This is a genomic window from Streptomyces sp. NPDC048523, from assembly GCF_043199815.1.
Classification (GTDB): domain Bacteria; phylum Actinomycetota; class Actinomycetes; order Streptomycetales; family Streptomycetaceae; genus Streptomyces.
In genome coordinates this window covers 162,983-189,846 of the sequence record NZ_JBICWQ010000006.1, presented here as the reverse complement: position 1 = coordinate 189,846, position 26,864 = coordinate 162,983, and the positions used below count along the sequence as shown (strand labels likewise).

24 protein-coding genes are annotated in these 26,864 nt (G+C 71.0%); 13 read left to right on the top strand and 11 right to left on the bottom strand.

What is annotated here, in order from left to right; all coding sequences use genetic code 11:
* Nucleotides 1-141 precede the first annotated feature (141 nt).
* From ACGFWE_RS30120 to ACGFWE_RS30105, 4 genes are all read left to right on the top strand, one after another.
* Nucleotides 142-1,086: an ABC transporter ATP-binding protein gene (locus ACGFWE_RS30120; RefSeq protein ID WP_393602973.1), complete on the top strand. Its 945-nt coding sequence runs from the start codon at nucleotides 142-144 to the stop codon at nucleotides 1,084-1,086.
* Nucleotides 1,083-2,432: an ABC transporter permease gene (locus ACGFWE_RS30115; protein WP_393602971.1), complete on the top strand. Its 1,350-nt coding sequence runs from the start codon at nucleotides 1,083-1,085 to the stop codon at nucleotides 2,430-2,432. Before ACGFWE_RS30120 ends, ACGFWE_RS30115 begins: the two co-directional genes overlap by 4 nt.
* Nucleotides 2,433-2,436: 4 nt before the next feature.
* Nucleotides 2,437-5,172 carry a phosphoesterase gene (locus ACGFWE_RS30110; RefSeq protein WP_393602969.1) on the top strand — a complete coding sequence of 912 codons (2,736 nt, stop codon included), beginning with the start codon at nucleotides 2,437-2,439 and terminating at the stop codon, nucleotides 5,170-5,172.
* A gap of 98 nt (nucleotides 5,173-5,270) precedes the next feature.
* Entirely contained in the window at nucleotides 5,271-5,546 is a 276-nt protein-coding gene (locus ACGFWE_RS30105; RefSeq protein WP_352388379.1) for a DUF1876 domain-containing protein, read from the top strand.
* 3 nt (nucleotides 5,547-5,549) lie between these two features.
* On the opposite strand, the gene ACGFWE_RS30100 is transcribed toward ACGFWE_RS30105, so the two are convergent.
* From ACGFWE_RS30100 to ACGFWE_RS30075, 6 genes are all read right to left on the bottom strand, one after another.
* On the bottom strand, nucleotides 5,550-6,710 hold the full coding sequence (locus ACGFWE_RS30100; protein ID WP_393602967.1) for a serine hydrolase domain-containing protein: 1,161 nt from the start codon (nucleotides 6,708-6,710) through the stop codon (nucleotides 5,550-5,552).
* Between the two features lie 35 nt (nucleotides 6,711-6,745).
* A complete protein-coding gene (locus ACGFWE_RS30095) occupies nucleotides 6,746-7,192 on the bottom strand; it encodes an organic hydroperoxide resistance protein (protein ID WP_352388375.1) in 447 nt (148 codons plus the stop codon).
* A gap of 107 nt (nucleotides 7,193-7,299) precedes the next feature.
* On the bottom strand, nucleotides 7,300-7,761 hold the full coding sequence (locus ACGFWE_RS30090; protein ID WP_352388373.1) for a MarR family transcriptional regulator: 462 nt from the start codon (nucleotides 7,759-7,761) through the stop codon (nucleotides 7,300-7,302).
* The gene (locus ACGFWE_RS30085; protein WP_352388371.1) at nucleotides 7,758-8,531 is read right to left on the bottom strand and encodes an ABC transporter ATP-binding protein; all 774 of its coding nucleotides are present in this window, start codon (nucleotides 8,529-8,531) and stop codon (nucleotides 7,758-7,760) included. The genes ACGFWE_RS30090 and ACGFWE_RS30085 overlap by 4 nt, the downstream gene beginning before the upstream one ends.
* The gene (gene cbiQ / locus ACGFWE_RS30080) at nucleotides 8,519-9,280 is read right to left on the bottom strand and encodes a cobalt ECF transporter T component CbiQ (protein ID WP_352388369.1); all 762 of its coding nucleotides are present in this window, start codon (nucleotides 9,278-9,280) and stop codon (nucleotides 8,519-8,521) included. The genes ACGFWE_RS30085 and cbiQ overlap by 13 nt, the downstream gene beginning before the upstream one ends.
* 1 nt (nucleotide 9,281) lies before the next feature.
* Nucleotides 9,282-10,322, bottom strand: coding sequence for an energy-coupling factor ABC transporter permease (locus ACGFWE_RS30075; protein WP_352388367.1), 1,041 nt, complete (start codon nucleotides 10,320-10,322; stop codon nucleotides 9,282-9,284).
* 168 nt (nucleotides 10,323-10,490) lie between these two features.
* On the opposite strand from ACGFWE_RS30075, the gene ACGFWE_RS30070 reads away from it, so the two are divergent.
* Nucleotides 10,491-10,838, top strand: coding sequence for an SsgA family sporulation/cell division regulator (locus tag ACGFWE_RS30070; protein WP_352388365.1), 348 nt, complete (start codon nucleotides 10,491-10,493; stop codon nucleotides 10,836-10,838).
* Nucleotides 10,839-10,848: 10 nt separating this feature from the next.
* On the opposite strand, the gene ACGFWE_RS30065 is transcribed toward ACGFWE_RS30070, so the two are convergent.
* From ACGFWE_RS30065 to ACGFWE_RS30055, 3 genes are all read right to left on the bottom strand, one after another.
* Nucleotides 10,849-12,522 (bottom strand): penicillin-binding transpeptidase domain-containing protein, encoded by a 1,674-nt coding sequence (locus ACGFWE_RS30065; protein ID WP_352388363.1) that lies wholly within the window; start codon nucleotides 12,520-12,522, stop codon nucleotides 10,849-10,851.
* A 95-nt stretch (nucleotides 12,523-12,617) separates the two neighbouring features.
* Nucleotides 12,618-14,240, bottom strand: a complete 1,623-nt coding sequence (locus tag ACGFWE_RS30060) for a penicillin-binding transpeptidase domain-containing protein (RefSeq protein ID WP_352388361.1) — start codon at nucleotides 14,238-14,240, stop codon at nucleotides 12,618-12,620.
* Between the two features lie 125 nt (nucleotides 14,241-14,365).
* Nucleotides 14,366-16,105 (bottom strand): dolichyl-phosphate-mannose--protein mannosyltransferase, encoded by a 1,740-nt coding sequence (locus tag ACGFWE_RS30055; RefSeq protein ID WP_393602962.1) that lies wholly within the window; start codon nucleotides 16,103-16,105, stop codon nucleotides 14,366-14,368.
* Nucleotides 16,106-16,190: 85 nt separating this feature from the next.
* On the opposite strand from ACGFWE_RS30055, the gene rsmI reads away from it, so the two are divergent.
* From rsmI to ACGFWE_RS30015, 8 genes are all read left to right on the top strand, one after another.
* Entirely contained in the window at nucleotides 16,191-17,039 is an 849-nt protein-coding gene (gene rsmI / locus ACGFWE_RS30050; protein WP_352388357.1) for a 16S rRNA (cytidine(1402)-2'-O)-methyltransferase, read from the top strand.
* 246 nt (nucleotides 17,040-17,285) lie between these two features.
* Nucleotides 17,286-17,678, top strand: a complete 393-nt coding sequence (locus tag ACGFWE_RS30045) for a hypothetical protein (protein WP_393602960.1) — start codon at nucleotides 17,286-17,288, stop codon at nucleotides 17,676-17,678.
* A 46-nt stretch (nucleotides 17,679-17,724) separates the two neighbouring features.
* Nucleotides 17,725-18,609 (top strand): TatD family hydrolase, encoded by an 885-nt coding sequence (locus ACGFWE_RS30040; RefSeq protein WP_393602958.1) that lies wholly within the window; start codon nucleotides 17,725-17,727, stop codon nucleotides 18,607-18,609.
* 118 nt (nucleotides 18,610-18,727) lie between these two features.
* Nucleotides 18,728-20,083, top strand: coding sequence for a ubiquitin-like domain-containing protein (locus ACGFWE_RS30035; RefSeq protein WP_393602956.1), 1,356 nt, complete (start codon nucleotides 18,728-18,730; stop codon nucleotides 20,081-20,083).
* A 35-nt stretch (nucleotides 20,084-20,118) separates the two neighbouring features.
* Nucleotides 20,119-20,994 (top strand): 16S rRNA (adenine(1518)-N(6)/adenine(1519)-N(6))-dimethyltransferase RsmA, encoded by an 876-nt coding sequence (rsmA, locus tag ACGFWE_RS30030; protein ID WP_393602954.1) that lies wholly within the window; start codon nucleotides 20,119-20,121, stop codon nucleotides 20,992-20,994.
* Entirely contained in the window at nucleotides 20,991-21,890 is a 900-nt protein-coding gene (locus tag ACGFWE_RS30025) for a 4-(cytidine 5'-diphospho)-2-C-methyl-D-erythritol kinase (RefSeq protein WP_393602952.1), read from the top strand. The genes rsmA and ACGFWE_RS30025 overlap by 4 nt, the downstream gene beginning before the upstream one ends.
* A gap of 49 nt (nucleotides 21,891-21,939) precedes the next feature.
* Complete coding sequence (locus ACGFWE_RS30020) at nucleotides 21,940-23,742, top strand: ABC-F family ATP-binding cassette domain-containing protein (RefSeq protein ID WP_393602950.1); 1,803 nt, start codon at nucleotides 21,940-21,942, stop codon at nucleotides 23,740-23,742.
* A gap of 183 nt (nucleotides 23,743-23,925) precedes the next feature.
* Nucleotides 23,926-24,612 carry a LuxR C-terminal-related transcriptional regulator gene (locus ACGFWE_RS30015; RefSeq protein WP_352388343.1) on the top strand — a complete coding sequence of 229 codons (687 nt, stop codon included), beginning with the start codon at nucleotides 23,926-23,928 and terminating at the stop codon, nucleotides 24,610-24,612.
* Nucleotides 24,613-24,841: 229 nt separating this feature from the next.
* On the opposite strand, the gene ACGFWE_RS30010 is transcribed toward ACGFWE_RS30015, so the two are convergent.
* Both ACGFWE_RS30010 and ACGFWE_RS30005 read right to left on the bottom strand, forming a co-directional pair.
* Nucleotides 24,842-25,138: a hypothetical protein gene (locus tag ACGFWE_RS30010; RefSeq protein WP_352388341.1), complete on the bottom strand. Its 297-nt coding sequence runs from the start codon at nucleotides 25,136-25,138 to the stop codon at nucleotides 24,842-24,844.
* A gap of 21 nt (nucleotides 25,139-25,159) precedes the next feature.
* A complete protein-coding gene (locus ACGFWE_RS30005) occupies nucleotides 25,160-26,857 on the bottom strand; it encodes a sodium:solute symporter family protein (protein ID WP_352388886.1) in 1,698 nt (565 codons plus the stop codon).
* Between the last annotated feature and the right edge of the window lie 7 nt (nucleotides 26,858-26,864).

The following is a 26,864-nucleotide window of genomic DNA, read 5'->3' as shown; positions in this document are numbered from 1 at the left end:
GCCCAACGCCGCCCCTTCGTTTGCCTACTTGCCGATGCCTTGACGGTTCGTTCCCTGGGAGTTCAGTCAACCGTCTGCGTCCGGGGTTGGTGTCGTCCCTAAGGTCCCTGCGGACCGCGAAAGAAGGGACGCAAGGGACTCATGGACGCACTCCACGCAGTCCGGGCCCGGGGGATCACCAAGTGCTTCGGTGACGTCGTGGCGCTCGACGGCGTCGACCTTGACGTGACGCGGGGTCAGATCCACGGCCTGGTCGGGCCGAACGGCGCCGGCAAGACGACCCTGCTCGGACTCCTGCTGGGCCTCGCCGTCGCCGACGGCGGGCAACTGGAGATCCTGGGCGTGCCGGTCGGGCGGGCCCTCTCCGCTCCCGACGGGGTCGCCGGATTCGTGGACGGGCCCGGTCTCTACCCCTCGCTCACCGCCCGGCAGAACCTCGCCGCGCTGGCCGGACTCCGCGGCCAGGACGCGCCGACCGCCGGCATCGACGACGTGCTCGACCAGGTCGGGCTCACCGACGTCGCCGACGACAAGGCCCGCGGTTACTCCCTCGGCATGCGTCAGCGACTCGGGCTGGCCGCCGCGCTGCTGACCCGGCCACGGCTGCTGGTGCTCGACGAGCCGTCCAACGGCCTTGACCCGGCCGGTAAACGGCATGTGCACGGAGTCCTGAACCGGCTCACCGCGGACGGCACGAGTGTGGTGCTCTCCAGCCACCGCATGGACGACCTGGAGGCACTGTGCTCCGAGGTCACCATCCTCGCCACCGGGCGGGTCGTGTTCTCGGGCCCGCTCGGCAAACTGGCCGCCGAGAGCCGTGAACTCGACTACCGGGTACGGACGTCCGACCCGGAGGCCGCCCGGCGGCTGGCCGAGGGCACGGACGGCATCCGGATCGTCGACGACACCGGACGGCAGACGCGGGATGCCGACGTGCTCGTCGTGCGCGCACTGGTGCCCGCCCTCGACGACCTGGTGACGCGGCTCGTGACGGCGGGCGTCGCGGTGCGCGAACTCGCGCCCGTGGTCTCGCCCTTGGAGGCCGCTTTCCTGGCCCTGACCGATGATCAGGAGACCAGTAGATGAGTACGACAGTCACCGCGTCCCCCACCCCCGTGCGGCCCGTCTCGGTCCCGCGAAGCTACCGCTTCGAGCTCGTCAAGCTCGTCTCGCAGTGGCGGATCCGCCTCCTCGTCCTCGTCTGCTGGATCGCCCCGGGCCTCTTCGTCGCCGGGGTGAGCGAGCAGAGCACGCTGCCCTCCGACACGCTCTTCGGCCGCTGGATGCACGCCACCGGGTGGGCCGGACCGCTGGTGATCCTCGGTTTCGCGGGTACCTGGGCGCTTCCGCTGCTGACCTCGGTGGTCGCCGGTGACGTGTTCGCCGTCGAGGACCGGCTCGGCACCTGGCGGCACCTGCTGGTGGCGGTCCGCTCGCCGCGGCGGATCTTCGCGGCGAAGGTGCTGGCCAGTCTCACCGTGATCCTGCTGCTCGTGGCCGGCCTGGCCTGCTCCAGCGCCGCGGGCGGGCTCGCGTCCGTCGGCAACCAGCCGCTCGTCGGCCTCGACGGCCACGTGCTGACCCCTTCCGATGCCGCCGGGAGCGTCCTGCTCGCCTGGGTCGCCGCCCTCGCCCCGACCCTGGCCCTCGCCGCGATCGGCCTGCTCGGCTCGGTCGCCCTCGGACGGTCCCCGATGGGACTGCTGCTGCCCCCGCTGGTCGCGCTCGGCATGCAGGTCGCCCAGATGCTGCCGCTGCCCGTCGCCGTACGCCTGGCCCTGCCGGGTTACGCCTTCCTCTCCTGGAACGGCCTGTTCACCGCCCCGGCCCAGCTCGCCCCGCTCCTGATCGGCGTCGCCGTCAGCCTGGCGTGGGCTGTGCTCGCGACCGTACTGGCCCATCTGCTGTTCCTGCGGCGGGACTTCACCAACCTCGCCTGCGACGGTGGCGGGCGCCGCGCGTTCACCGTGGGCGTGCTGCCCCTGGCCGCGCTGACCGCTCTCACCGTCGCGGTGATCGCCACCGCGACCGACTCGACAGGCATCACGCAGGCCAAGGTCCAGCGCTCCCTCGCCACGGCCTTCGCCCACCTCTACCGCCTGCAGACCGAACAACTCCACCGCCCCGCCGTCACCGAGGCCGAGCTCAAGGCCTCGGCGGCGTGCACCAAGAGCGACGGCCAGGCCGCTCAACGGGGGGCGGGCAATGACTGGCGGTGTGTCGTGACCTGGCACCTGCCCGGCGTACCGGTGGCGGGGACGGCTGTCTATCAGCTGGACGTCGGATCGGACGGGCGGTTCGTCGCCGACGGCGACGGACCGAAGGAAGTGAACGGCTACTTCCTGGTGCGAACCTCCACCGGGGACGCACCCAACCCGCTGTGGCAGTTCGACGGCAACGTCGAGCTGCTGGACACCACCTCGAAGGGATAGTCCCATGCAGGTAACTCGGCAGCGCCGCAGCAGCGCGCGGGCCAGACGCCTCAGCCGCCGGACCACGCTGGTGACGGCCGGTATCGCCGTCGCCCTCGGCGTCACCGGCACCGCGGTCGCCTCCACCTACCAGTTCGGCACCCGGCAGGTCGCCCAGGACACCGCCAAGGGCGAGGTCATCTCCAGCGACCAGTACCTCAAGCCGTACGGCAGCCGGACCGTCATCAACGACGGCAAGATCATGTCGTCCACGGTCAGCCCGGACGGCACCCACCTCGCGGCCTCGGTCACCGACGGCGACGCCTCGCTGGTGATCATGGACCTGGCGGCCGGTCAGGTGAAGCAGAAGATCGGCGCCAACGCGGCGGACGACCTGCGCATCACCAGCACCGCGGTCGGCCAGGAGGGACCCGTCTACTCGCCCGACGGCAAGCAGCTGTGGCTGGGCCAGGCGAACGGCTACACGAAGTTCACCGTGAACGCGGACGGCACCCTCTCCGCCCCGACGGCCGTCCCCATCCCGGCCGTCGGCAGCCAGCAGGCGCTCGTGGGCGCCGCGGTGTTCTCGGCGGACGGGTCCACCGTGTACTCCGCGGTCAACGGCCAGAACCGGGTCGTCGCCCTCGACGCCGTCACCGGGACCATCCAGCAGAGCTGGGCCGTCGGCAACGCCCCACGCGGCATCGCGCTGGTCGGCGGCAAGTTGTACGTCAGCAACGAGGGCGGGCGTCCGGCCAGGCCCGGCGAGACGACGATGAACTCCTACGGCACCCAGGTGCCCGCCGACCCCGCCACCGGCGCCGCGACCACCGGCACGGTCAGCGTCATCGACATCCGTGCGGACAAGCCCGTCCGGACCATCGACGTGGGTCTGCACCCGACCGCCGTGTACGCGAAGAACGGCACGGTGTTCGTCACCAACACCGCCGACAACAATGTGTCGGTCATCGACACCCGCAAGGACAAGGTCGTCCAGACCATCGCCACCCAGCCGTGGCCCGAGGCGAAGGTCGGCTACGAGCCCGACGCGGTCACCCTCACCGACGACGGCCACCTGCTGGTGACGCTGGGCCGCGCGAACGCGGTCGCCGTCTACCGGTACAGGTCCCCGAAGGAACCGGCGAGTTACGTCGGCCTGCTCCCCACCGACTACTTCCCCGCCGAGGTCACCACGGTCGGCAAGAAGGTCGTCGTCTCCAACACCCGCGGCATCGACGCCCGCCGCCCCACGGCCGCCTCCGGACACGGCACCCACGACACCACGTCGAGCCTCACCGAGTTCACGCTGCCGAGCGACCTCGTGATCAGGTCCCGGACGGCCAAGGTGTTCCAGCAGAACGGCTGGACGCCCGGCTCGGTCACCACGGCCAAGGGCGCCGGCCACGCCAAGCCGGTCCCGGTCCCGGCCCGCCTCGGCGACCCCTCGACGATCAAGCACGTCTTCCTGCTCGTCAAGGAGAACCGCACCTACGACCAGGTCTACGGCGACCTCCCGCAGGGCGACGGCGACCCGGCGCTCACCACCTTCGGCGCGAACGTCACGCCCAACCAGCACGCCCTGGCCCAGCAGTTCGGCCTCTACGACAACTTCTACGACATCGGCACCAACTCCGCCGAGGGCCACAACTGGCTGATGCAGTCGGACAACCCGGAGTACACCGAGTCCTCCGCCGGTGAGTACACGCGCAGTTACGACACCGAGAACGACGTGCTCGGCCACCAGAAGTCCGGATTCATCTGGACCGGCGCGCAGGCGGCCGGCAAGTCGGTCAAGGACTTCGGCGAGTTCCAGTCGACCGAGTCCAAGCCGGCCGGCGCCACCTGGCAGAACCTGTACTGCGACAGCAAGACCATGGCCGCGACCGGGGCGCAGACCCAGTACCCCATCCAGACCGGCTCGGCGATTCCCTCCCTCAACGACGTGACCGTGCAGGGCTTCCCGATGTTCGACCTCGACGTCCCGGACGTCTACAAGGAACAGATCTGGCAGCAGGACTTCGAGAAGAACGGCCCGGCGAACCTGAACATGTTCTGGTTCTCCAACGACCACACCGGCGGCCCGGCCAACGCGTCCGCCGAGGTCGCCGACAACGACCTCGCCGTTGGCCGCATGGTCGACGAGATCTCCCACAGCAGGTACTGGAAGGACTCGGCGATCTTCGTCGTCGAGGACGACTCCCAGAACGGTCTCGACCACGTCGACGGCCACCGCGCCCCGGTCCAGGTCATCAGCCCCTACGCCCAGCACGGCACCGTCGACAGCCGCTACTACACGCAGATCACCATGATCCGCACCGTCGAGCAGATCCTCGGGATCCACCCGATGAACCAGAAGGACAGCGCGGCCACGCCGATGTACGGGGCCTTCACGGGCAAGCCGGACACCACCCCGTTCACCGCGGTCCCCAACCGCACCTCCCTCACCCTCGGCGTGAGCCCCACGCCCTCCTGCGGCGCGGACACCCCGGCCGCCCAGGACGCCGCCGCGGCACCCGCGCCGACCTCTGCCGCGGTGCCGCAGGCCAAGCAGGTACTCGCCGCGCAGTGGAAGACCTGGGCCTCGCACCAGCGCCTGAGCGGCGCGCACGCCGTGCCGGACTACGCGAACGCCGAGCAGATGAACCGTTACACCTGGTACCAGACGCACGCCTGGACCAAGCCGTACCCCGGCGACAAGTTGGTCTACGCACCGAACGACGTGCCCGGCGCCTACCTCCCGTCGGCGGAGTCCGACGGCTGACGGCTGACGGCTGACGGCTGACGGCGTCTCCGGCGGCCACGTGTGCGGTGGCCGCCGGAGGAGCACTCTGGAAGCAGAGGTTTCCGGAGGTGACCGACATGACGCACACCACTGTGGGATGGCACGTCGAGCTGGAGTTCCGGGAGGACGAACGGCACACGGAGGCGGTCGCGCTGGTGCGCCTGCCCGACGGGAGCGAGGTAAGGGCACGCGGACACGCCAGCCGCCATCGCAGCGACTCGAATCAGCCGCGGGTCGGTGAGGAGGTCGCGGGGGCGCGGGCGCTGAACGAACTCGCGATGCAGTTGCTGACCAAGGCGCACGACGAGATCGACGAGGCGTCCGGGCGGACGTCGCACACGATCAACGTGTAGCCGTCACAGGGCCGCCCGCACCGCCCTGACCAGCGCCTGCGCCCGGGGGTCCGCCGTGACCGTCTTGCGGAAGCCGTTGGTGACATAGCCGAAGGCGATGCCCGTCTCCGGGTCGGCGAAGCCGAGGGAGCCACCACGCCCGGGGTGTCCGAAGGAGCCCGCACCGAGGAACGGCGAGGCGCTGCCGTGCAGCATGTAGCCCAGGCCGAACCGGGTGTTCACGACCAGCACGCGGTCCGGGCCCGCCGACTCCTCGGTGCGGGCGAGTTCGACCGTGGCCGGGGCGAAGAGCCGTACCCCGTCGATCTCGCCGACCAGCGCCGCGTAGATCCTCGCCAGCCCGTCCGCCGTCGCGATGCCGTTGGTGGCGGGCAGGGCGCTCGCCCGGTACTCCGGTGCGTTCTGGTCGGGGAAGGGGGTGATCGCGGCGAAGGCGCGGCGGGTGAGGGAGCCGGGGTCCTCGTAGGCCTCGGTGACGGACCGCTTGGGGCGGGCGCGCAGGGCGCCGGTGGGCTCGGGGCCCTCGACCCGTCCGACCCGTCCCGTCCGTCCGGCGGCTTCCTCCTCCTGCGGCAGCCCGAGCCAGAACTCGGCCCCCAGCGGCCCGGCGATCTCCCGCGCGATCCACTCGCCGGCCCCGCGCCCGGTCACCCGGCGCACCAGCTCGTCCAGGATCCAGCCGTACGTCAGCGCGTGGTACCCGTGGTCCGTGCCGGGCTCCCAGACAGGTGCCTGCGCGGCGACGGCCTCGGGGCCCTTCAGCGGGTCCAGGGCCTGCTCGGGGGTGAGCGGCCGGTCGATCACCGGCAGGCCCGCCCGGTGGTTCAGCACGTGCCGGACCAGCACCCGCTCCTTGCCGCGCGCCTTGAACTCGGGCCAGTACTCCGCCACCGGCGCGTCCAGGTCCAGCGCCCCGCGCTGGTGCAGCAGCAGGGGTACGGCGGCGGCGACGCCCTTGGTCGCCGAGCGCACGACCTGCGCGGTGCCGCGCTCCCAGGGCTCGGTGCCGTCGATGTCCCTGGTACCGGCCCACAGGTCGACCACCTTGCGCCCGTCCCGGTACACGGCGACCGCCGCGCCCCGGTCCCCGAGCGCCTCGAAGTTCCGCGCGAACACGTCCCTGACCGGCTCGAAGCCCTCGGCGACCGCGCCGTTCACGTCCACGCCCGTACTCCTCCTGCTGCCGCCCGGTGCCTGTCTCAGCCAAGCAGAATCGTCACGTCGATGTTCCCGCGGGTCGCGTTCGAGTACGGGCAGACCTCATGAGCCGCGTCCACCAGCTTCGCCGCGAGGCCCGCGTCGAGGATGGGGAGGGAGACGCTCAGGGCGACCGCGAGGCCGTAGCCGCGGTGCTTGTTGGGGCCGATGCCCACCTTCGCGGCGACCGTGGAACCGGTCAGGTCGTAGCCCTCGCGGTTGCCGACGAGGATCAGCGCGTTGTGGAAGCAGGCGCTGTAGCCGGCGGCGAACAGCTGCTCCGGGTTGGTGCCGTTGCCGTCCCCGCCGAGCGCCGGCGGCATCGCGACCTTCAGCTCGATCTGGCCGTCCTGGCTGGTGACGAAGCCGTCCCGGCCGCCGTGGGCGGTGGCCTCGGCGACGTACATGATCTTCGTCGGCCGGGTGTCGACGGCGGTTTCCTCAAGCATGGCTGGTCTCCCCCCGGAGAGGTGCGCGCAAATACATCGTGCACAAGGTACCGGCCGGTAGGTCGGGGCCGGGCCACCAGGGGGTGGCAACCTCGGGTAACAGGTGGTCAGCGGGGGCGCTCGGAAGCCTCGTGCGCCTTTTCCGCGAGCCCCCACAGGTTCTCGCGCAGTCTCGCGGCCTCCGTGGTGTCGAGCCCGGTCGCGGAGAGGAGGGCGCCGGGGACGGCTGCCGCGCGTTCCCTGAGTTCCTCCGCGCGCCCCGTGCACGCCACCAGCACCGAGCGCTCGTCGCTCGCCGCGCGCTCCCGGCGTACGAACCCCGCGCTCTCCAGCCGCTTGAGCAACGGCGAGACCGTGCCGTAGTCGAGGCGCAGGGCGGCTGCCAGCTCCTTCACGGTCGTCTGACCGCGCTCCCACAGCACCAGCAGCACGAGGTACTGCGGATAGGTGAGCCCGAGCTCGTCGAGGAGCGGCCGGTACGCGGCGGTCACCGCGCGCTGGGCGGCGTACAGCGCGAAGCACAACTGGTCGTCCAGCAGCAGCGATCCGGTGTCCTCTTGGTTCGTCACGCGCCCATTGTCACGGACCGCGGATCGAATCCGAAGGGCAACTCCAGCCGGTGGGCCCGCATCAGCTCGTCGTCGGCGAGGAGTTCGGCGGTCCTCCCGTCCGCGGCGATCGTGCCCTCGCTCAGGATCAGCGAGCGCGGGCACAGCTCCAGCGCGTACGGCAGGTCGTGCGTGACCATCAGGACCGTCACGTCCAGCGAGCGCAGGATGTCGGCCAGTTCGCGGCGGGAGGCCGGGTCGAGGTTGGAGGAGGGCTCGTCCAGGACGAGGATCTCCGGCTCCATCGCCAGCACGGTGGCCACCGCCACCCGGCGCCGCTGGCCGAAGGAGAGGTGGTGCGGGGGCCGGTCCTTGAACTCCGCCATGCCGACTTGGGTCAGCGCCCGGTCCACGCGCTCCTCCAGCTCGGGCCCCCTGAGCCCGGCCGCCGCCGGTCCGAACGCCACGTCCTCGCGCACGGTCGGCATGAAGAGCTGGTCGTCGGGGTCCTGGAAGACGATCCCGACCCGGCGCCGGATCTCGGCCATGTGCTTCTTGCCCACGGGCAGCCCGGCGACCTTCACCGTGCCCAGCCCGCCGCTCAGGATGCCGTTGAGGTGCAGCACGAGGGTCGTCTTGCCGGCGCCGTTCGGGCCGAGCAGCGCGACCCGCTCGCCGCGCGCGATCGAGAAGTCCACGCCGAACAGGGCCTGATGCCCGTCGGGGTAGGCGAAGGCGAGGCCGGAGACCTCCAGGGACGCGGTGCTCACAAGGTCGCTCACAGGGCCCATCCCACCACGCAGACGACAAGGGCGGCGACGGGGAGCGCGAGGGCGTACGACCACTGCGCCCGGGACGCGGTCACCTCGTCGATGACCGGCATCGAACCGGCGTACCCCCGGCTGACCATGGCCAGGTGCACGCGCTCGCCGCGCTCGTAGGAGCGGATGAACAGCGCGCCCGCCGACTTCGCGAGGACACCCCAGTGCTTGACGCCGCTCGCTTCGAACCCCCGCGACTCCCGGGCGATCCGCATCCGCCGCATCTCGTCGGTGATGACATCGCCGTAGCGGATCATGAAGGAGGCGATCTGGACCAGCAGTGGCGGGAGCCTGAGCCGTTGCAGTCCGAGCAGCACCGAGCGCAGTTCGGTGGTGGACGCCAGCAGCACCGACGCGGCGACCCCCAGCGTGCCCTTGGCGAGCACGTTCCAGGCGCCCCACAGGCCGCTCACGCTCAGGGAGACCCCGAGCACCTCGACCCGCTCGCCCTCCGCGACGAACGGCATCAGCACCGCGAACGCCACGAACGGCACCTCGATCAGCAGCCGCTTCAGCAGGAAGCCGGCCGGCACGCGCGCGGCGTACGCGACGACGCCCAGGAGGACGGCGTACAGGCCGAACGCCCACATCGCCTCGCGCGGGGTCGAGACGACGACCACCACGAAGCCGAAGGCCGCCGCGAGTTTCGTGTGCGGCGGCAGGGCGTGCACCGGCGAGTGTCCGTGCCGGTAGAGCCGGTGCGCGTGTCCGGCGCCCACGTCAGACGCCCGTCCCGACGGGGCTGGTGTCGGCCGTACGGCGCCTGCGGACCGCCCAGAACACCGTGCTGCCCGCGACGACGGTCACACCGACGCCGATCACGCCCGCCAGCCCCCCGGACAGGCGGGCATCCTCGACGTCCTTCACGCCGTAGTCGGCGAGCGGGGAGTCCGAGGTGGCGTGCTTCTCGGTCTTCGCGTCGATGCCCTTGTCGGCGGCGACCTTCTCCAGGCCGTCGGGGCTGGCGGAGGCGTAGAAGCTGACGAACCCGGCGAGCACCAGGGAGGTGACCAGACCGGTGATCCACACCTTGCGGTGCGAACGGGCGGCGGCGACAGGCGCGGTGTCCGGTACGTCGACCAGCTCACCGTCGACCCGCAGCTTCAGCTTCTGCTGGAGGCCGCGGGCGCCGTACACCAGGTCGGGGCGTACGGCGACGACGGCACCGACGGTCAGCGCGGTGATGGCCGCCTCGCCGATGCCGATCAGGACGTGGACGCCGATCATCGCGGTGGCGACCTTGCCGATGGAGACGTCGGTGGTGCCGCCGACGGCGTAGATCAGGGTGAAGGCGACGGCGGCGGCGGGCACCGAGAGCACGGCGGCCACGAAGGAGGCCGCGGTGATCGAACCGCGCCGGCGCGGGAGCACCTTCACCAGCCCGCGGAAGACGGCGTACGCCACGACCGTGGTGACGACGGCCATGTCGGTGATGTTCACGCCGAGCGCGGTCAGGCCGCCGTCCGCGAAGAGGATGCCCTGCATGAGCAGGACGACCGAGACGCAGAGGACCCCGGTGTAGGGGCCCACGAGGATCGCGGCGAGGGCTCCGCCGAGGAGGTGTCCGCTGGTCCCCGCGGCGACCGGGAAGTTCAGCATCTGCACGGCGAAGATGAACGCCGCGACGAGGCCGGCCAGGGGCGCGGTGCGTTCGTCCAGTTCACGGCGGGCGCCGCGCAGGCTCACCGCGACGGCGGCCGCGGCGACGACTCCGGTCGCTGCCGAGATGGGGGCGTCTATGAATCCGTCAGGCACATGCACCGTTCGATGATAGTGGCTTGTTGCGAACTCTTTGCAAGAGGGCCTTGTCGCGAACAGCAACTCACGGGCTTTCGGCCCAGGGGGCGGAACACGGGAAATGTGCGACTCTGGGAGGGGGGTGGACGCACAGCTTCCGCACAGGTCACGCAGCGTGAGAGGGCCGTCACGATGTCCGTAGTCGAACAGTACGCGCGAGCCCACATCGTTTCGGACGCGGACATCGCCGAGGACGAGGCAGTCCCGGTGGTCCTGCGCTACGACCCGGAGACCGACCCGCGCTCGGTACGGATCGGTCTGCCGGGCACCCACGAGTGGACCTTCTCGCGAGCCCTGCTGGAGCAGGGACTCAGGGCTCCGGTCGGCACCGGCGAGGTGCGGGTGTGGCCGTGCGGACGGGTGCAGGCCGTGGTGGAGTTCCACTCGCCGCAGGGCGTGTCGGTGGTGCAGTTCGAGCAGAAGGCCCTGCTCAGGTTCCTGCGACGGACGTACACGGCCACGGCACCCGTACGGGGTTAGCCGTGCGGGCTCAGCCGCCCATCTTCAGCAGGGTCGCCACGATCGGGCCCGCCGTGTCGCCGCCGTGGCCGCCCGCCTGGACCACGCCCGCCGCCGCGAGGTCGCCCCGGTACGCGGTGAACCAGCCGTTCGGCTTCTTCTGGCCGTCGACCTCCGCGGAGCCGGTCTTCGCGCCGACGTTGCCGTACACCCCGGACATCGCCTCGGCCGCCGTGCCGTAGCCCGCCGTGTACGCCATCAGCTCACGCAGCTGCGAGAGCGTGCCCGCCGACATCGTGCGCGAGGCGGTGGCCAGCGTGCGGCCGTCGACCGAGGGGGAGACCAGGTAGGGCTGCTTGAAGGTGCCCGACTCCACGGTGGCGGAGACCGACGCCATGTTCAGCGGGTTCATCCGCACCCCGCCCTGGCCGATGAGCGAGGCCGCCTTCTGGGCCGCGCTCTGCACCGGCACCGAGCCGTCGAAGGACGGGACGCCGATCGCCCAGTTGTTCATCGACAGGCCGAAGACCTGTTGGGCCTGCTTGGTCAGGCTGTCGTTGTCCAGCTTGCCCGCCTGGCTGATGAAGGCGGTGTTGCAGGAGCGGGCGAAGCTCGCCTTGAAGGTGCCGCCCTTGATCTCGAACTTGTCGTCGTTCTGGAACTTCCAGCCGCCGTACGTGAAGTACTTCGGGCACGGGTGCGCCTTGTCCGGCGAGGCGAGGTCCTTCTCGATCAGCAGCGAGGAGGTGATGACCTTCATCGTGGAACCCGGGGCGAGGGAGCCCTGGAGGGCGGTGTCGAAGCCGTGGCTCGCGTTCGCCACCGCGAGGATCTCGCCGGTCGAGGGGCGCAGGACCACGACGGAGGACCGCGCCTGCTTGGCGACCTGCGCCTCGGCCGCCGCCTGGAGCGTCGGGTTCAGGGTGGTCTTCACGGTGCCCGGGGTGCCCTTGCTGAGCTCCACCAGCGTCTTGTCGGAGGACTTGGAGTCCTTCCCGCGGACCACCCGCAGCTCGATGCCGGCCTTGCCGCCGGCCTTCTTGCCGTACTTCTCGCGCAGGCCGTCCAGGACCGTGCCGAGGGACGGGTACTTCGCCTCGGTGATCTCGCCGCCGTCCCGGTCGACCGCCTTGATCGGCGGGGTCCCGGACTCCCCGGTGACCAGGGTGTCCCCGTCCTTCAGGTCGGGGTGCACGACCGAGGCGGTCCAGCCGACCCGCGGCTTCCCGGTGGCGGTGTCGCGGACGACGGTCAGTGCACTGTCGTACGTCAGCGGCTTGCTGGTGCCCTTGTACGTCACCGTCGCCTTGACGGAGAAGGGCACCTTGTCGCCGGCGCGGGTGCCCGGGGTGAGGGTGACACCGGTGATGTGGGCGTCCTTGGCGTAGCCGGTGAGCAGGGCGGTGGCGGCCTTGGTGTCGCTCGTCGCGGCGGCCGCCGCGCTCACCCTGCCCTGCTGCCAGGAGGTGAGGAAGGTGGTTGCGGTGGTGGTGACCTCGGTCGCCGACAGCGGGCCGGTCTTGACCTTCGGCTTGTGGTCCGCGGCGGACACGGACGTGTTCTGCGTCCGGTCGTCGGCCGCGGCCCCGGCGCCGTACAGCGCGTAGCCGCCGAGGCCGGCGCCGGCGACGACCACGGCGATCAGCCCGCCGACCACGGCGGGCCTGGTCTTCCGTCGCTCGGCGACGCGCCTTCTGTTACCCACGACTTACGCTTCCTCCGCGCTTCTCAGGGTCCCCGTTGCCCTCATGCACCTCAACGACTGCCACAGCCTAGAGTCCCTGTCCTGCGCGGGTGACGTCAGCCGGCGGCTCGTAGCACAGCTGCGACAATCGGGCCGGCCGCGTCGCCGCCGTGGCCGCCCTCCTCCGTCATGGCCGCCGCGGCCATGTCGTTGCGGAAGCCGGTGAACCAGCTGTTGGACACCTGCTGTCCGTCGACCTCCGCGGAACCGGTCTTCGCGCCGATGTCCCCGCCGAGCCCCGCCATCGCCCTGGCCGCCGTGCCCTGGGTCGCGGTGAGCCGCATCATCTGCTTCAGCTGGGAGGCGGTGTTGTACGGCAGCCCCTTGGCGGTGGCCAGTTCGCGGCTGTCGAGCTTCGGCGAGACCAGGTAGGGCTGGCGGAAGGCGCCGGTGATCGCGGTGGCCGTCACCGAGGCCATGTTCAGCGGGTTCATCTGGACCTGGCCCTGGCCTATCGCGTTCGCCGCGCGGTCCGGACCGCTGACCGCGGGCACCTTCCCGTCGAAGGAGACGATGCCGGTCTTCCAGTCCTCGCCGATCCCGAACCGGTTCTGGGCCTCCAGCGTCAGCGACTCGTCGGTCAGCGGCTTCTCGTCGATCAGCTTGATGAAGGCGGTGTTGCAGGACCGCATGAAGCTGTTGGCCAGCGAGGCGCTCTCGTTGGGCTGCATGCCGGTGAGGTTCTTGAAGGTCTGCCCCTGCCACACGGCGTCCGGCGGACAGGGCGCCGGGCCGTTCATCGAGGTCACGCCGTTGTCGATGAGCATCGCGGCGGTGATGATCTTCATGGTGGAGCCGGGGGCCTTGGTGCCCTCGAAGGCCGCGTTGAAGCCGTCCGTACGGTTGTTGGCCACGGCCAGCACCTCGCCGGTGCTGGGCTTGACGGCGACGACCGACGACTGGCCGTACAGCTTCACCGCCTTCTCGGCGGCCGCCTGCGCGCTCGCGCTGATGGTGGTCTGCAACTTCCCCGCCCTGCCCTCGGCGAGGGTCAGCAGCGAGGTGTCGGGGCTCTGGTCCGGGTGCTTGATGACCAGCTCGATGCCGGGGGTGCCGCCGGCCTCGCTGCCGTACCTCTCGCGCAGGGCGTCCAGGACCGGGCCGAGCGAGGGGTACTTCTCCTTGGTCAGCACCTTGCCGTCCCGGGCCACCGCCTCGATGGACGGGTTCGCGGACTTGCCGGTGACGAGCCGGTCGTCCCGCTGGAGCTTCGGGTACACCAGGGCGGGCTGCCAGTCGACGAGCGCCTTGCCGGTGGTCACCCCGCGCACGACGGTCAGCTTGCTCGTGTACGCCAGCGGCTTCGACTTGCCGTCGTACGACACCGTCGCCTTCACGCTGTACGGCACGGTCGCGCCGGTCGCCGTGCCGGGCGTGATGTGCACCCGGCCGATGTGCGCGTCCGCCCCGTAGGCCGTCAGCAGTACCTCGGCCGCCGTGCCGTTGTTCGTCAGCGCGGCCGCGCTCGCCGCGTCACCCTTCTCCCAGGCGGCGAAGAAGTCCTTGGAGGTCTCCTTGACCTCGTCGGCGGTGGGGGGCCCGCTCCGCTTGGTCTCCCCGACCCCGCCGCTCCCGTCGTCGCTCAACGCCGACACGAAGTTGTACGCCCCGTACCCGGCCCCGCCGACCATCACGGCGAACACCGTGCTGACGACAGCGACCTTCACCCCCTTGGCCATGGTGTGGCCCCCTCCCCGATTTCCCCGTTGTTGTGGGAACTCTAAGCGGGAGGTGTGACACGCGGGGTAAGAGTTTCCTGATTCGCCGGAGCAAGTGCTCAATCACATACGTGAATATCAGCCCGCTATACCCAGGTATCCAGCCACATCCGCGACCGCCAGTCGTCGATCGGAATGCTCGTGCCGGTGTACAGGGGCCAGAAGTAGATGAAGTTCCAGGTGATCAGCAGGACCAGGACTCCGGCCGCCGTGGCGCCTGCCACCCGGCGGGTCTCGGTGGCGCGTGGCGGGCCGAGGAGGGCGCCGACGAGCATGGCCACGGCCAGGCAGAGGAACGGCAGGAAGACGATCGTGTAGAAGAAGAAGATCGTGCGTTCCTGGTAGTTGAACCAGGGGAGGTACCCGGCCGCGATCCCGCAGGCGATGGCGCCGGCCCGCCAGTCGCGGCGGAAGAACCAGCGCCACAGGACGTACAGGACCGCGAAGCAGGCGGCCCACCACAGCAGCGGTGTGCCGATCGCGAGGACCTCACGCGCGCACTTCTCGCCCGCGTTCACCGGGCAGCCGTCGGTGCCGGGCGCGGGGGACTCGTAGAAGTACGAGACCGGGCGGCCGTCGACGATCCAGCTCCACGGGTTGGACATGTACGTGTGCGGCGAGGACAGGTGGACGTTGAAGTTGTAGACCTCGTGCTCGTAGTGGACCAGGCTGCGCCACCAGTCGGGCAGGAAGGTCCAGCTGCCGCCCTTGCCGTCGTTCGCGGCCCAGTTGCGGTAGTAGCCGCCGGTGCCGTCGGCGGGGGAGAGGATCCAGCCGATCCACGAGGTGATGTAGGTGACGACCGCGACCGGCACCATGGCCAGGAACGCGATGCCGAGGTCGTACTTGAGGACCGCCACATAAGGCTCACGGGCGCCCGCGACCTTGCGGGAGCCGACGTCCCACAGGACCGTCATGATGCCGAAGGCGATGAGGAAGAACACGCCGTTCCATTTGGTGCCGATGGCCAGACCGAGGAGCAGGCCCGCCAGCCAGCGGTAGGGGCGCCACCCCAGGCGCAGGGTGTCCGCGATGTGCGCGTCGGGGCGCACGAGGCCGTAGGAGTCGACCGGCAGCGCGGCCGCGAGTTTCTCCCGTGCCCGGTCGCGGTCGATGACCAGGCAGGCGAACGCGGCGAGCACGAAGAACATCAGCACACCGTCGAGCAGCGCGGTCCGCGCCATCACGAAGGCCAGGCCGTCCACGGTCATCAGCGCGCCCGCCAGGCAGCCCAGGAACGTGGAGCGGAAGAGGCGGCGGCCCACCCGGCACACGATCAGCACCGACAGCGTCCCCAGCAGCGCCGTCATGAACCGCCAGCCGAACGGGTCGAACCCGAACATCAGCTCGCCGAGTCCGATGACGTACTTGCCGACCGGCGGATGCACGACATAGGCGGCGTCGGTCGGCAGCGCGACGTGCCCGTTCGAGGACAGGATCTGGCTGTCGACGTTCTTGCCCCAGCTGAGCTCGAAGCCGCGGTGGACGAGCGCCCACGCGTCCTTGGCGTAGTACGTCTCGTCGAATATCACCTTCTTCGGGCTGCCCAGGTTCCAGAACCGCATCAGCCCCGCCACCAGCGTCACCAGCAGCGGACCCAGCCAGCCCGACCAGCGCGTGACCCGCTCGGCGAGCGCCCCGGGCACGCCCAGGACCTGCCACATCCGCGGGCTCGGCGCGACGAAGGGCGGCACCAGGCGCTCACGCACATCGCTGCCCGTCTCGGCCGTGTAGCCGAAACGGCGCAGCCTCTGCTGCCATGACGGCCGCCGGTCCTGGGGGGCCTGGTCCTGCCGGGTGTCCGTGGAGGACGCGGTACTGGTCACCGCGCCATCGTAAGGAACGGCGCTGTGTGAGTCCCGTGCATGGGCGGATGCGTCCCCTTCGGGGCGTCCCTGGGAGGATGGGGACGTGACTGGAACCCTTGTCTTGGCGGGCACCCCCATCGGCGACATCGCGGACGCTCCTCCCCGGCTCGCGGAGGAACTGGCCGGGGCCGACGTGGTCGCGGCCGAGGACACCCGGCGGCTGCGGCGGCTGACCCAGGGGCTCGGCGTGACGCCCAAGGGGCGGATCGTGTCCTACTTCGAGGGCAACGAGGCCGCCCGTACGCCCGAACTCGTCGAGGAACTCCTCGGCGGTGCGCGCGTGCTGCTCGTCACCGACGCCGGGATGCCCTCGGTGTCCGACCCCGGGTACCGGCTGGTGGCCGCGGCCGTGGAGAAGGACATCCGGGTCACCGCCGTACCGGGACCGTCCGCGGTGCTCACCGCGCTCGCGCTGTCCGGGCTGCCCGTGGACCGGTTCTGCTTCGAGGGGTTCCTGCCGCGCAAGGGCGGGGAGCGGCTGTCGCGGCTGCGGGAGGTCGCCGACGAGCGGCGCACCCTGGTGTACTTCGAGGCTCCGCACCGGCTCGACGACACCCTGGCGGCCATGGCCGAGGTGTTCGGGGCGGAGCGGCGGGCGGCGGTGTGCCGGGAGCTGACGAAGACGTACGAGGAGGTCAAGCGGGGGGCGCTGGGCGCGCTCGCCGAGTGGGCCGCGGACGGGGTCCGCGGGGAGATCACCGTCGTCGTCGAGGGGGCGCCCGAGAAGGGGGCCGGGGAGATCGACGACGTGGAACTGGTGCGCAGGGTGCGGGTGCGCGAGGAGGCGGGGGAGCGGCGCAAGGAGGCCATCGCCGCGGTGGCCGTCGAGGCCCAGGTCCCCAAGAGGGTCGTTTTCGACGCGGTCGTCGCGGCGAAGAACGCCACTCCCTGACCCGCCGCATGAGGTGGGTCACACCCCCTCTGAGCAGGGCGCATGACTTCTGAGCGTGCGCCCCATGTGCTCGCAAAGCGGTGTCTCGGAATGCAAAGCTCCGGGCCCCCTGGCGGGGCGGTTTGGCAAGCAACGCCCAAATCGGCTCCAACAGTCGGCAGGGCTGTCGCCTTCGTGCCCCGGGAGGCGTCCACTGGGGTGAGGGACGTACCCGTCCTTCGAACCAGCGGACACACAGGAGCTGGAATGAGCGAGATCGCAGGGCACCCCGGTGCGACGGCAGTCGTCAACGAGTCCTACTCCTTCGCCTGCATGCGCTGCGGGCACGGGTGGGAGCAGTCGTACGAGATAGAGCACCACGTCGACGGCGACGGTCGCGAGTTCGTGCAGTACTGGGTCGACGGACGGGTCGTGCCCTCGCCGCTCTCCAGGCCCTCGTGCGAGAACTGCGACCACCACGTCGTACGGATCATGCGGCCCGGCCGGGTCGCCTCCGCCCGTGACGCGGCGCACCGCGGGCAGCCCGCGCCCGCCGCCGGGCCCGTGCAGGCGCCGGCGGGCGGGGGCGAGGCGTCCGCCCAGGAGCACCACTGGCACCTGGCCGACCTGCTGCACGTCTTCCAGCGCAAGGCGGGCTGACCGCTCCGGCATCCGGGTGGGCATGCCCCTTTCGTAGGATCGGGGCATGCCTTCGAACAGCCCCCGCGAGAAGAACGCGGCCCCGCCGCTCCCGGCGCCCCTGCGGGTCCCGGTCGCCGACTCCCACACCCACCTGGACATGCAGGACGGGACCGTGGAGGAGGGGCTCGCCAAAGCCGCGTCGGTCGGGGTGACCACGGTCGTCCAGGTGGGCTGCGACGTACGGGGCTCCCGCTGGGCGGCCGAGACGGCGGACCGGTACGACGCCGTCCACGCCACCGTCGCCCTGCACCCCAACGAGGCGCCCCGGATCGTCCACGGCGACCCCGACGGCTGGTCCCGGCAGGGGGCGCGCAAGGCGGGGGGCACGGCGGCGCTCGACGAGGCGCTCGCCGAGATCGACCGCCTGGCCGGGCTCCCGCAGGTCAAGGGCGTCGGCGAGACCGGCCTCGATCACTTCCGCACCGGGCCCGAGGGCAAGGAGGCGCAGGAGGCGTCCTTCCGCGCCCACATCGAGATGGCCAAGCGGCACGGCAAGGCGCTCGTCATCCACGACCGGGACGCCCACGCGGACGTCCTGCGCGTGCTGAAGGAGGAGGGCGCCCCCGAGCGCACCGTCTTCCACTGCTACTCCGGTGACGCCGAGATGGCGCGGATCTGCGCCGCCGCCGGATACTTCATGTCCTTCGCCGGCAACGTCACCTTCAAGAACGCCCAGAATCTGCGGGACGCGGTGGCCGTGGCCCCGCTGGAGCTGTTGCTGGTGGAGACGGACGCGCCCTTTCTGACGCCGGCGCCGTACCGCGGACGGCCCAACGTCCCCTATCTCATTCCGGTCACGGTGCGTGCCATGGCCGCCGTGCGCGGCATCGACGAGGACGCGCTGGCCACGGCACTCGCCGCCAACACCGCACGCGCCTTCGGGTACTGACCCCCTCGAACGTAACTCCGGGTAGCCGAGTCGCTTTGGAGAGTGACGGTGGCTCCGCTAGGTTCTGTGGGCCCGATCCGGACCCCTCTGGACCCCTCGGCCCCTGGAGCGTGTCGGCGTGAGCAACTCGCAGTACGAGACGTATCAGGCGTACGAGCCGTACGAACCCCTGCCGTACGGCGGTTTCGACGCGCCCCCCGCCGATCCGCACACCGTGGAGACCCTCGCGTACGGCGTGTACGGGGCGCCGGAGGCGGCGCGGACGCTGGCGTACGAGGACACGTACAGGCCCGCGTACGAGGCCCCGGAGCCGGTGCTTCCGCAGCAGACACAGGGGCGGCGGGCGGCCCGCCGGCGTCGGGCGCGGTACACCGAGCGGCCGGACAGCGCGATGCGCCGGCTGCTTCCGCAGGCGCTGGTCGTCGCGTTCCTCGCGGGCGGCACCACGGCCTTCGTCGCCAAGGACAAGGCGATCGAGCTGAGCGTGGACGGCAAGCCGCGCACCCTGCACACCTTCGCGGACGACGTGAGTGAACTGCTCGCCGAGGAGGGCGTCGCCGTCGGTGCGCACGACGTGGTCGCGCCCGCGCCCGGCGAACCGCTCGCCAGCGGGGACGAGATCGCGGTCCGGTACGGGCGTCCCCTGCGGCTCACCCTCGACGGACACCGGCGTGAGGTGTGGACCACGGCACGGACCGTGGACGGAGCGCTCGAACAGCTCGGGGTGCGAGCGGAGGGCGCGTATGTGTCCACCTCGCGCTCCCAGCGGATCGGACGGGAGGGGCTCGCGCTCGACGTGCGGACCGAGCGGTCCGTGACGATCATGGCCGACGGCCGGGCGCGCACGATCCGGACGAACGCGGCGACCGTGGCGGAGGCCGTCGAGCAGGCCGGGGTCACCCTGAGCGGGATGGACACCACCTCGGTGGCGCCGGAGAGCTTTCCCCGCGAGGGGCAGACCGTCACGGTGCTGCGGATCACCGCGACGAGGGAAGTGCGCGAGGAGCAGATCCCCTTCCGCGTACGGCGGAGCGAGGACGCCACCGTCTTCAGGGGCACCGAGATCGTGGAACAGGCGGGCCGGCCGGGGATCCGGCGGGTCACGTACTCCCTGCGCACCGTCAACGGCGTGAAGCAGAAGCCGCGGCGGCTCAGGACCGAGGTGGTGCGCGAGCCACGGGACCAGGTGGTGAGAGTCGGAACGAAACCGATGCCCACCTCCGTGCAGGGCGCGGACCACCTGAACTGGCAGGGCCTGGCGCACTGCGAGTCCGGCGGCCGCCCGAACGCGGTGGACCCCTCGGGGACCTACGGCGGCCTCTACCAGTTCGACACCAGGACCTGGCAGGCGCTGGGCGGCTCGGGACGACCGCAGGACGCCCCCGCCGCGGAGCAGACGTTGCGGGCGAAGAAGTTGTACGTACGGCGCGGGGCGAGCCCCTGGCCGCACTGCGGCGGCCGGTTGCACGGGTGAGTGAAGCACCACCCCCGCCCCGTACCCTTGGGGCCGTGAGCAGCAGCCCCTCCCCAGACGCCCTCCTCGGCCCCGCCGACATCCGTGAACTCGCGGCCGTCCTAGGGGTCCGCCCCACCAAGCAGCGCGGCCAGAACTTCGTGATCGACGCGAACACGGTCCGCCGTATCGTCCGGACCGCGGGCGTCCGCCCCGACGACGTGGTGGTGGAGGTGGGGCCCGGGCTCGGCTCGCTCACCCTGGCGCTGCTGGAAGCGGCCGACCGTGTCACCGCCGTCGAGATCGACGACGTACTCGCCTCCGCGCTGCCCGCCACCATCGCGGCCCGCATGCCCGACCGCGCGGACCGGTTCGCGCTGGTGCACTCCGACGCCATGCACGTCAGCGACCTCCCCGGCCCCGCGCCGACCGCACTCGTCGCGAACCTCCCCTACAACGTCGCCGTACCCGTGCTGCTGCACATGCTCGAGACCTTCCCGAGCATCGAGCGCACCCTCGTCATGGTGCAGGCCGAGGTCGCCGACCGGCTCGCCGCGCCGCCCGGCTCGAAGGTGTACGGCGTCCCGTCCGTGAAGGCCAACTGGTACGCCGAGGTCAAGCGGGCCGGGTCGATCGGGCGCACCGTCTTCTGGCCGGCGCCGAACGTCGACAGCGGGCTCGTCGCGCTCATCCGCAGGACCGAGCCGATCAAGACCACCGCGTCGAGGCGCGAGGTGTTCGCCGTCGTGGACGCCGCCTTCGCCCAGCGCCGCAAGACCCTGCGGGCCGCGCTCGCCGGGTGGGCGGGTTCGGCCGCGGCCGCCGAGACCGCCCTCGTGGCGGCCGGGGTCTCGCCCCAGGCCCGTGGTGAGTCGCTCACCGTCGAGGAGTTCGCGCGGATTGCCGAGAACAAGGAGTCCAGTCAGCAGTGAGCGTCACCGTCCGCGTCCCCGCCAAGGTCAACGTCCAGCTCGCCGTCGGCGCCGCCCGCCCCGACGGCTTCCACGACCTGGCCAACGTCTTCCTCGCGGTCGGCCTCTACGACGAGGTGACCGTGACGCCGGCCGAGGAGCTCCGCGTCACCTGCTCGGGTCCGGACGCCGGCCAGGTGCCCCTGGACCGTACGAACCTGGCGGCGCGCGCGGCAATCGCCCTCGCCAAGCGCCACGGTCTGGATCCCGCCGTGCACCTCCACATCGCCAAGGACATCCCCGTCGCCGGCGGCATGGCGGGCGGCAGCGCGGACGGCGCCGGCGCGCTGCTGGCCTGCGACGCGCTGTGGGGTACGGGTGCTTCCCGCGGCGAACTGCTCGACATCTGCGCCGAGTTGGGCAGTGACGTGCCGTTCAGCCTGGTCGGCGGGGCCGCGCTCGGCACCGGGCGCGGGGAGAAGCTCAGGACGCTCGACGTCGGCGGCACCTTCTCGTGGGTGTTCGCCATGGCCGGGCGCGGGCTGTCGACCCCGGCCGTCTTCCGGGAGTTCGACCGGCTCACCGAGGGCCTCGACATCCCCGAGCCCGTGGCCTCCGAGTACCTGCTCGACGCGCTGGCCGGGGGCGACCCGGACGCGCTCGCCGCCGCCGTCTCCAACGACCTCCAGCCCGCGGCCCTCTCGCTCTTCCCGGAACTCGCCGGCACCCTCGCGGCCGGCAGCGCCGCGGGCGCCCTCGCCGGGCTCGTCTCTGGATCGGGCCCGACCACGGCGTTCCTCGCCCGCGACAGCGAGGCGGCGGCGAGGATCGCGGACGCCCTGCGCGCCTCCGGCACCTGCCGGACGGTGCGGGTCGCGTCGGGGCCGGCGCCGGGTGCGACGGTGATGGGGGCGTAGCGGGCGGACTACCCTGGAGGGTCGATCGATCCCCCTGGGCAGGAGAGAAATGGCCGTCAATCTGGTCAATGTCGAGAACGTCAGCAAGGTGTACGGCACCCGTGCCCTGCTGGACGGTGTCTCGCTCGGCGTCTCCGAGGGCGATCGCATCGGCGTCGTGGGCCGCAACGGCGACGGCAAGACCACCCTGATCCGCATGCTCGCCAAGCTGGAGGACACCGACACCGGACGCGTCACGCACTCCGGCGGACTGCGCCTCGGGGTCCTCACCCAGCACGACTCCCTCGACCCGGCCGCCACCGTCCGGCACGAGGTCATCCGGGACATGGCCGACCACGAGTGGGCCGGCAACTCCAAGATCCGCGACGTGCTGACCGGACTGTTCGGCGGACTCGACCTGCCCGGCTTCCCGCAGGGCCTCGACACCGTCATCGCGCCGCTCTCCGGTGGCGAGCGCCGCCGTATCGCCCTCGCCAAGCTGCTCATCGAGGAACAGGACCTGATCGTCCTCGACGAGCCCACCAACCACCTCGACGTCGAGGGCATCGCCTGGCTGGCGAAGCACCTGCGCGAGCGGCGCTCGGCCCTCGTCTGCGTCACCCACGACCGGTGGTTCCTCGACCAGGTCTGCACCCGCATGTGGGACGTGCAGAAGGGCGACGTCTTCGAGTACGAGGGCGGGTACTCCGACTACGTCTTCGCGCGTGCCGAGCGCGAGCGGATCGCCGCCACCGAGGAGACCAAGCGGCAGAACCTCGTCCGCAAGGAGCTGGCCTGGCTCAGGCGCGGCGCCCCCGCGCGTACGTCCAAGCCGCGGTTCCGTGTCGAGGCCGCCAACGAGCTCATCGCCGACGTGCCGCCGCCGCGGGACAGCAGCGAACTGATGAAGTTCGCGTCGACGCGGCTGGGCAAGACCGTCTTCGAGCTGGAGGACGTGACCGTCCAGGCCGGGCCCAAGGTCCTGCTGAAGCATGTGACGTGGCAGCTGGGCCCCGGGGACCGGATCGGTCTCGTCGGGGTCAACGGGGCCGGGAAGACGTCCTTGCTGCGCGCGATGGCCGAGGCCGCGTGGACCGAGGGCGAGACCCAGCCCGCGGCCGGGCGGGTCGTGGTCGGCAGGACCGTCAAGCTCGCCTACCTGTCCCAGGAGGTCGCCGAACTCGACCCCGCCCTGCGGGTGTTGGAGGCCGTCCAGCAGGTGCGGGAGCGCGTCGACCTCGGCAAGGGGCGCGAGATGACCGCCGGGCAACTGTGCGAGACCTTCGGCTTCAACAAGGAGAAGCAGTGGACGCCGGTCGGGGACCTGTCCGGTGGTGAGCGGCGGCGGCTGCAGCTGCTGCGGCTGCTGATGGACGAGCCGAACGTGCTGTTCCTGGACGAGCCGACGAACGATCTGGACATCGAGACGCTGACCCATCTGGAGGACGTCCTCGACGGCTGGCCCGGCTCGATGATCGTCATCTCCCACGACCGGTTCTTCGTCGAGCGCACGACCGACCGGGTCTTCGCGCTGCTCGGGGACGCCAGCCTGCGGATGCTGCCCCGGGGCATCGACGAGTACCTGGAGCGACGGCAGCGGATGGAGGAGGCGGCCGCGGCTTCGGCGCCGGTGGTGGTGAAGCCGGTGGCCGAGAAGAGCTCCGCGGATCAGCGGACCGCCAAGAAGGAGCTCCAGAAGATCGAGCGGCAGCTCGACAAGATCTCCGAGAAGGAGAGCAAGCTGCACGCCCGGATCGCCGACAACGCCACCGACTTCGCGAAGGTGGCCTCCCTCGACGCCGAGCTGCGCGATCTGGCCGGGGAGCGGGAAGAGCTGGAGATGCGGTGGCTGGAGCTGGCCGAGGACGCGTGAAGGTGCGGCACGTGAAGGTGCGGCACATCGTCCTCGAACGACAGGAAAGCCAGGAATTCAGTCCTTCCGGGACACTTCTCACCGGTAGGGGAAGCGCAACGTCGAACTAGCGTGTAGCTTCCGGGGGCATGAAGGGCGGTGGGGCCTTCACGCGGATCCATGGGGGGACTGGGGGGTTGCTCGATGGGAGTTCGGCTCATGGTGGTCGACGACCACCGATTGCTCGCCGAGGCGCTGGCCTCGGCGTTGAAACTGCGCGGGCACCGGGTGCTCGCGGCGGCCGCGCCTGCCGCGGGGGCGGCGGAGCTGGTGATCAGCCGGGCGCCCGAGGTGTGCCTGCTGGGGACGGCCACGCCGGCCGAACCGGGGATGTTCGACCCGGTCGTGAAGATCAAGGCGGAGCGGCCGCAGGTGGCGGTGCTGGTGCTGGGGCCGGTGCCGAGTCCGCGCGGGATCGCGGCCGCCTTTGCTGCGGGGGCCTGCGGTTATGTGCGGCACGACGAGCGGATCGAGGGGGTCGAGCGGGCGATCATGAAGGCCCGCGCGGGGGAGGCGGCGGTCGCCCCGCAGTTGCTTCAGGGGGCCTTCAGCGAGCTGCTCAATCCCGCGGCCCAGCCGGACGACGAGGGGCAGCGGCTGCTGCAGATGCTGACGCCTCGGGAGGTGGAGGTGCTGGTGCGGGTGGCCGACGGGGAGGACACGCGGCTGATCGCGGCGGGGATGGGGATAGCGCCGTCCACTGCGCGCACGCATGTGCAGCGGGTGCTGATGAAACTGGGGGTGGGGTCTCGGTTGGAGGCGGCGGCCTTGGCTGCGCGGACGGGGTTGTTGGACCGGGCGGGGCCGGTGGGAGGGCCTCCGGCGGGTTGACGGGTGGGTGCGGGTGCGGGTGCGGGCGCGGTGGGGGCGGGCGTCGTGCGCAGTTCCCCGCGCCCCTGAATGCCTGCGGCGGCCCGTTGCGGTCCGGGAGGTGCCGGGGTGGGGGTGTCCGTACACGGGAGCACGAGTCCCACCCAGGGGCGCGGGGAACTGCGCGACCGGCCCCCACCGTCCCGCAGTCGCCCGACCACCTGACCCGGCACCTCCCTGGGCGCTGTCGCTACTCGGTCCGTTCCTCACTCGGCGCCGGCGCCGGAGGAGGCGTTGGGCGCATCTTCAGCCAGACCAGGAAGAAGATGCCCAGGAGCAGCATGCCGAGGCCGGTCCAGAGGTTGATGTTGATGCCCTCTGCCTTGTCGAGGGTGGCGTCGGAGGGGTTGATGCCGGCGATCGTGACGATGATGCCGTAGAGGACGAACAGGCCGCCGATGATGCGGCGCAGGTCGAAGATGCGGGCCGCGGTGGCCGACTTGGCCTGGAGTTCGGAGACTTCCCGCTGGACGTCGTGTTCGGACATGGTTCCTCGATTCGGCCGGGATCAGAACGAGAACGGGATGTAGCAGACGGCCGCCAGCACCACCGCGCCCCAGCCCAGCAGGGCCGGCCTGCGGTACCAGGCGTCGTCACCGACGGCGGGGGGCTCGGTCATGCCGGGGGACGTCGTGCCGTAGACGAGGCCCTGGAGTTCCTCGGCGGGCTTGGGGGCCGTGAACAGGGAGACGGCGACCATGACCACCGCGCCCGCCACGAAGCCCACGATCGCGGAGACGAAGTTGGCGCCCTGGTCGGAGGGGATGTCGATGATGCCCTGCTTGTAGATCCAGAAGTAGTTCACCATCGCCGCGACCGTGCCGGCCAGCAGGCCCCAGAAGCCGGACTTCACGGACGCGCGCTTCCAGAACATGCCGACGATGAAGACGACGAACATCGGCACGTTGAAGAAGGAGAACAGCGTCTGGAGGTAGCTCATGATGTTCGAGAAGGACGAGGCGAGGAACGCTGTTCCCACTGACGCGCAGACGCCGATCACCGTGATCAGGCGGCCGAAGCGGACGTAGTACGTGTCGTCACGGCCCCGCACCACATAGCGGCCCCAGATGTCGTTCGTGAACACCGTGTTGAAGGACGAGACGTTGGCGGCCATGCCCGCCATGAAGGCGGCCAGGAGACCGGTGACCGCGATGCCCAGGACGCCGTTCGGCAGGAGCTGTTCCATCAGGTAGGGGATGGCGTCGTTGTACTGGTAGCCCGAGTCGGCGGTGCCGAAGCCGGGGATCAGGGCCGCCGCCGTCAGACCCGGGATCATCACCAGGAACACGATGAAGATCTTGGGGAAGGCCGCGATGAGGGGGGTGCGCTGGGCCGCGCTCAGGTTCTTCGCCGACAGCGCCCGCTGGACCTCGGCGAAGTTCGTCGTCCAGTAGCCGAAGGACAGGACGAAGCCGAGGCCCAGCACGATCGTCAGCCAGTTCGCACCCAGCGGGTTCGCGCTGCCGATGCCCGTACCGCCCCACGCCGTCGTGAAGTCGGCGCCGTGCTCCGCCGTCAGCTTGTCGGTCAGGCCGTCCCAGCCGCCGACCTTCTTCAGGCCCAGGACGACCAGGGGGATCAGGGCCGCCAGGATCACGAAGAACTGGAGGACCTCGTTGTAGATCGCGGAGGACAGGCCGCCGAGGGTGATGTAGGCGAGCACGAAGGCGCCGGCCACGACGATGGCCACCCACTGCGGCCAGCCCAGCAGGGCCTCGACCACGATCGCCAGGGCGTAGAGGTTCACGCCCGCGATCAGGATGGCCGCGAAGGCGAAGAGGGCCGAGCTGAGCAGGTGGGCCCACTTGTCGAAGCGCAGCAGGAGCATCTCGGGGACCGAGCGCACCTTGCTGCCGTAGTAGAAGGGCATCATCACCAGGCCGAGGAAGACCATGGCCGGGATGGCGCCGATCCAGTACCAGTGGACCGTGTAGGCGCCGTACTGCGCGCTGTTGGCGGCCATCCCCAGGATCTCCGTGGCGGCCAGGTTGGCGGAGATGAAGGCGAGACCCGTGATCCAGGCAGGCAGTGAGCGGCCGGAGAGGAAGAAGTCCAGGCTCGTCTTCACCGAGCGGCGGGCCGCGAAGCCGATGCCGAGGACCACGACGAAGTAGATCCCGAGGATCGTGTAGTCGAGCCAGTTGGTGGGGAGCCTCAGCTCGGCCGCGAGGTATGCGGTTTCTACGCCTTTTGTGGGGTTTTGCATAGTCAGC

Excerpts from the sequence above, each read along its gene's own strand:
- ACGFWE_RS30120 (WP_393602973.1), top strand. The coding sequence starts at position 142 with ATGGACGCACTCCACGCAGTCCGGGCCCGGGGGATCACCAAGTGCTTC.
- ACGFWE_RS30115 (WP_393602971.1), top strand. The coding sequence starts at position 1,083 with ATGAGTACGACAGTCACCGCGTCCCCCACCCCCGTGCGGCCCGTCTCG.
- ACGFWE_RS30110 (WP_393602969.1), top strand. The coding sequence starts at position 2,437 with ATGCAGGTAACTCGGCAGCGCCGCAGCAGCGCGCGGGCCAGACGCCTC.
- ACGFWE_RS30105 (WP_352388379.1), top strand. The coding sequence starts at position 5,271 with ATGACGCACACCACTGTGGGATGGCACGTCGAGCTGGAGTTCCGGGAG.
- ACGFWE_RS30095 (WP_352388375.1), bottom strand. The coding sequence starts at position 7,192 with ATGCTTGAGGAAACCGCCGTCGACACCCGGCCGACGAAGATCATGTAC.
- ACGFWE_RS30085 (WP_352388371.1), bottom strand. The coding sequence starts at position 8,531 with ATGGGCCCTGTGAGCGACCTTGTGAGCACCGCGTCCCTGGAGGTCTCC.
- ACGFWE_RS30070 (WP_352388365.1), top strand. The coding sequence starts at position 10,491 with ATGTCCGTAGTCGAACAGTACGCGCGAGCCCACATCGTTTCGGACGCG.
- ACGFWE_RS30060 (WP_352388361.1), bottom strand. The coding sequence starts at position 14,240 with ATGGCCAAGGGGGTGAAGGTCGCTGTCGTCAGCACGGTGTTCGCCGTG.
- ACGFWE_RS30045 (WP_393602960.1), top strand. The coding sequence starts at position 17,286 with ATGAGCGAGATCGCAGGGCACCCCGGTGCGACGGCAGTCGTCAACGAG.
- ACGFWE_RS30040 (WP_393602958.1), top strand. The coding sequence starts at position 17,725 with ATGCCTTCGAACAGCCCCCGCGAGAAGAACGCGGCCCCGCCGCTCCCG.
- ACGFWE_RS30020 (WP_393602950.1), top strand. The coding sequence starts at position 21,940 with ATGGCCGTCAATCTGGTCAATGTCGAGAACGTCAGCAAGGTGTACGGC.
- ACGFWE_RS30015 (WP_352388343.1), top strand. The coding sequence starts at position 23,926 with ATGGGAGTTCGGCTCATGGTGGTCGACGACCACCGATTGCTCGCCGAG.
- ACGFWE_RS30010 (WP_352388341.1), bottom strand. The coding sequence starts at position 25,138 with ATGTCCGAACACGACGTCCAGCGGGAAGTCTCCGAACTCCAGGCCAAG.
- ACGFWE_RS30005 (WP_352388886.1), bottom strand. The coding sequence starts at position 26,857 with ATGCAAAACCCCACAAAAGGCGTAGAAACCGCATACCTCGCGGCCGAG.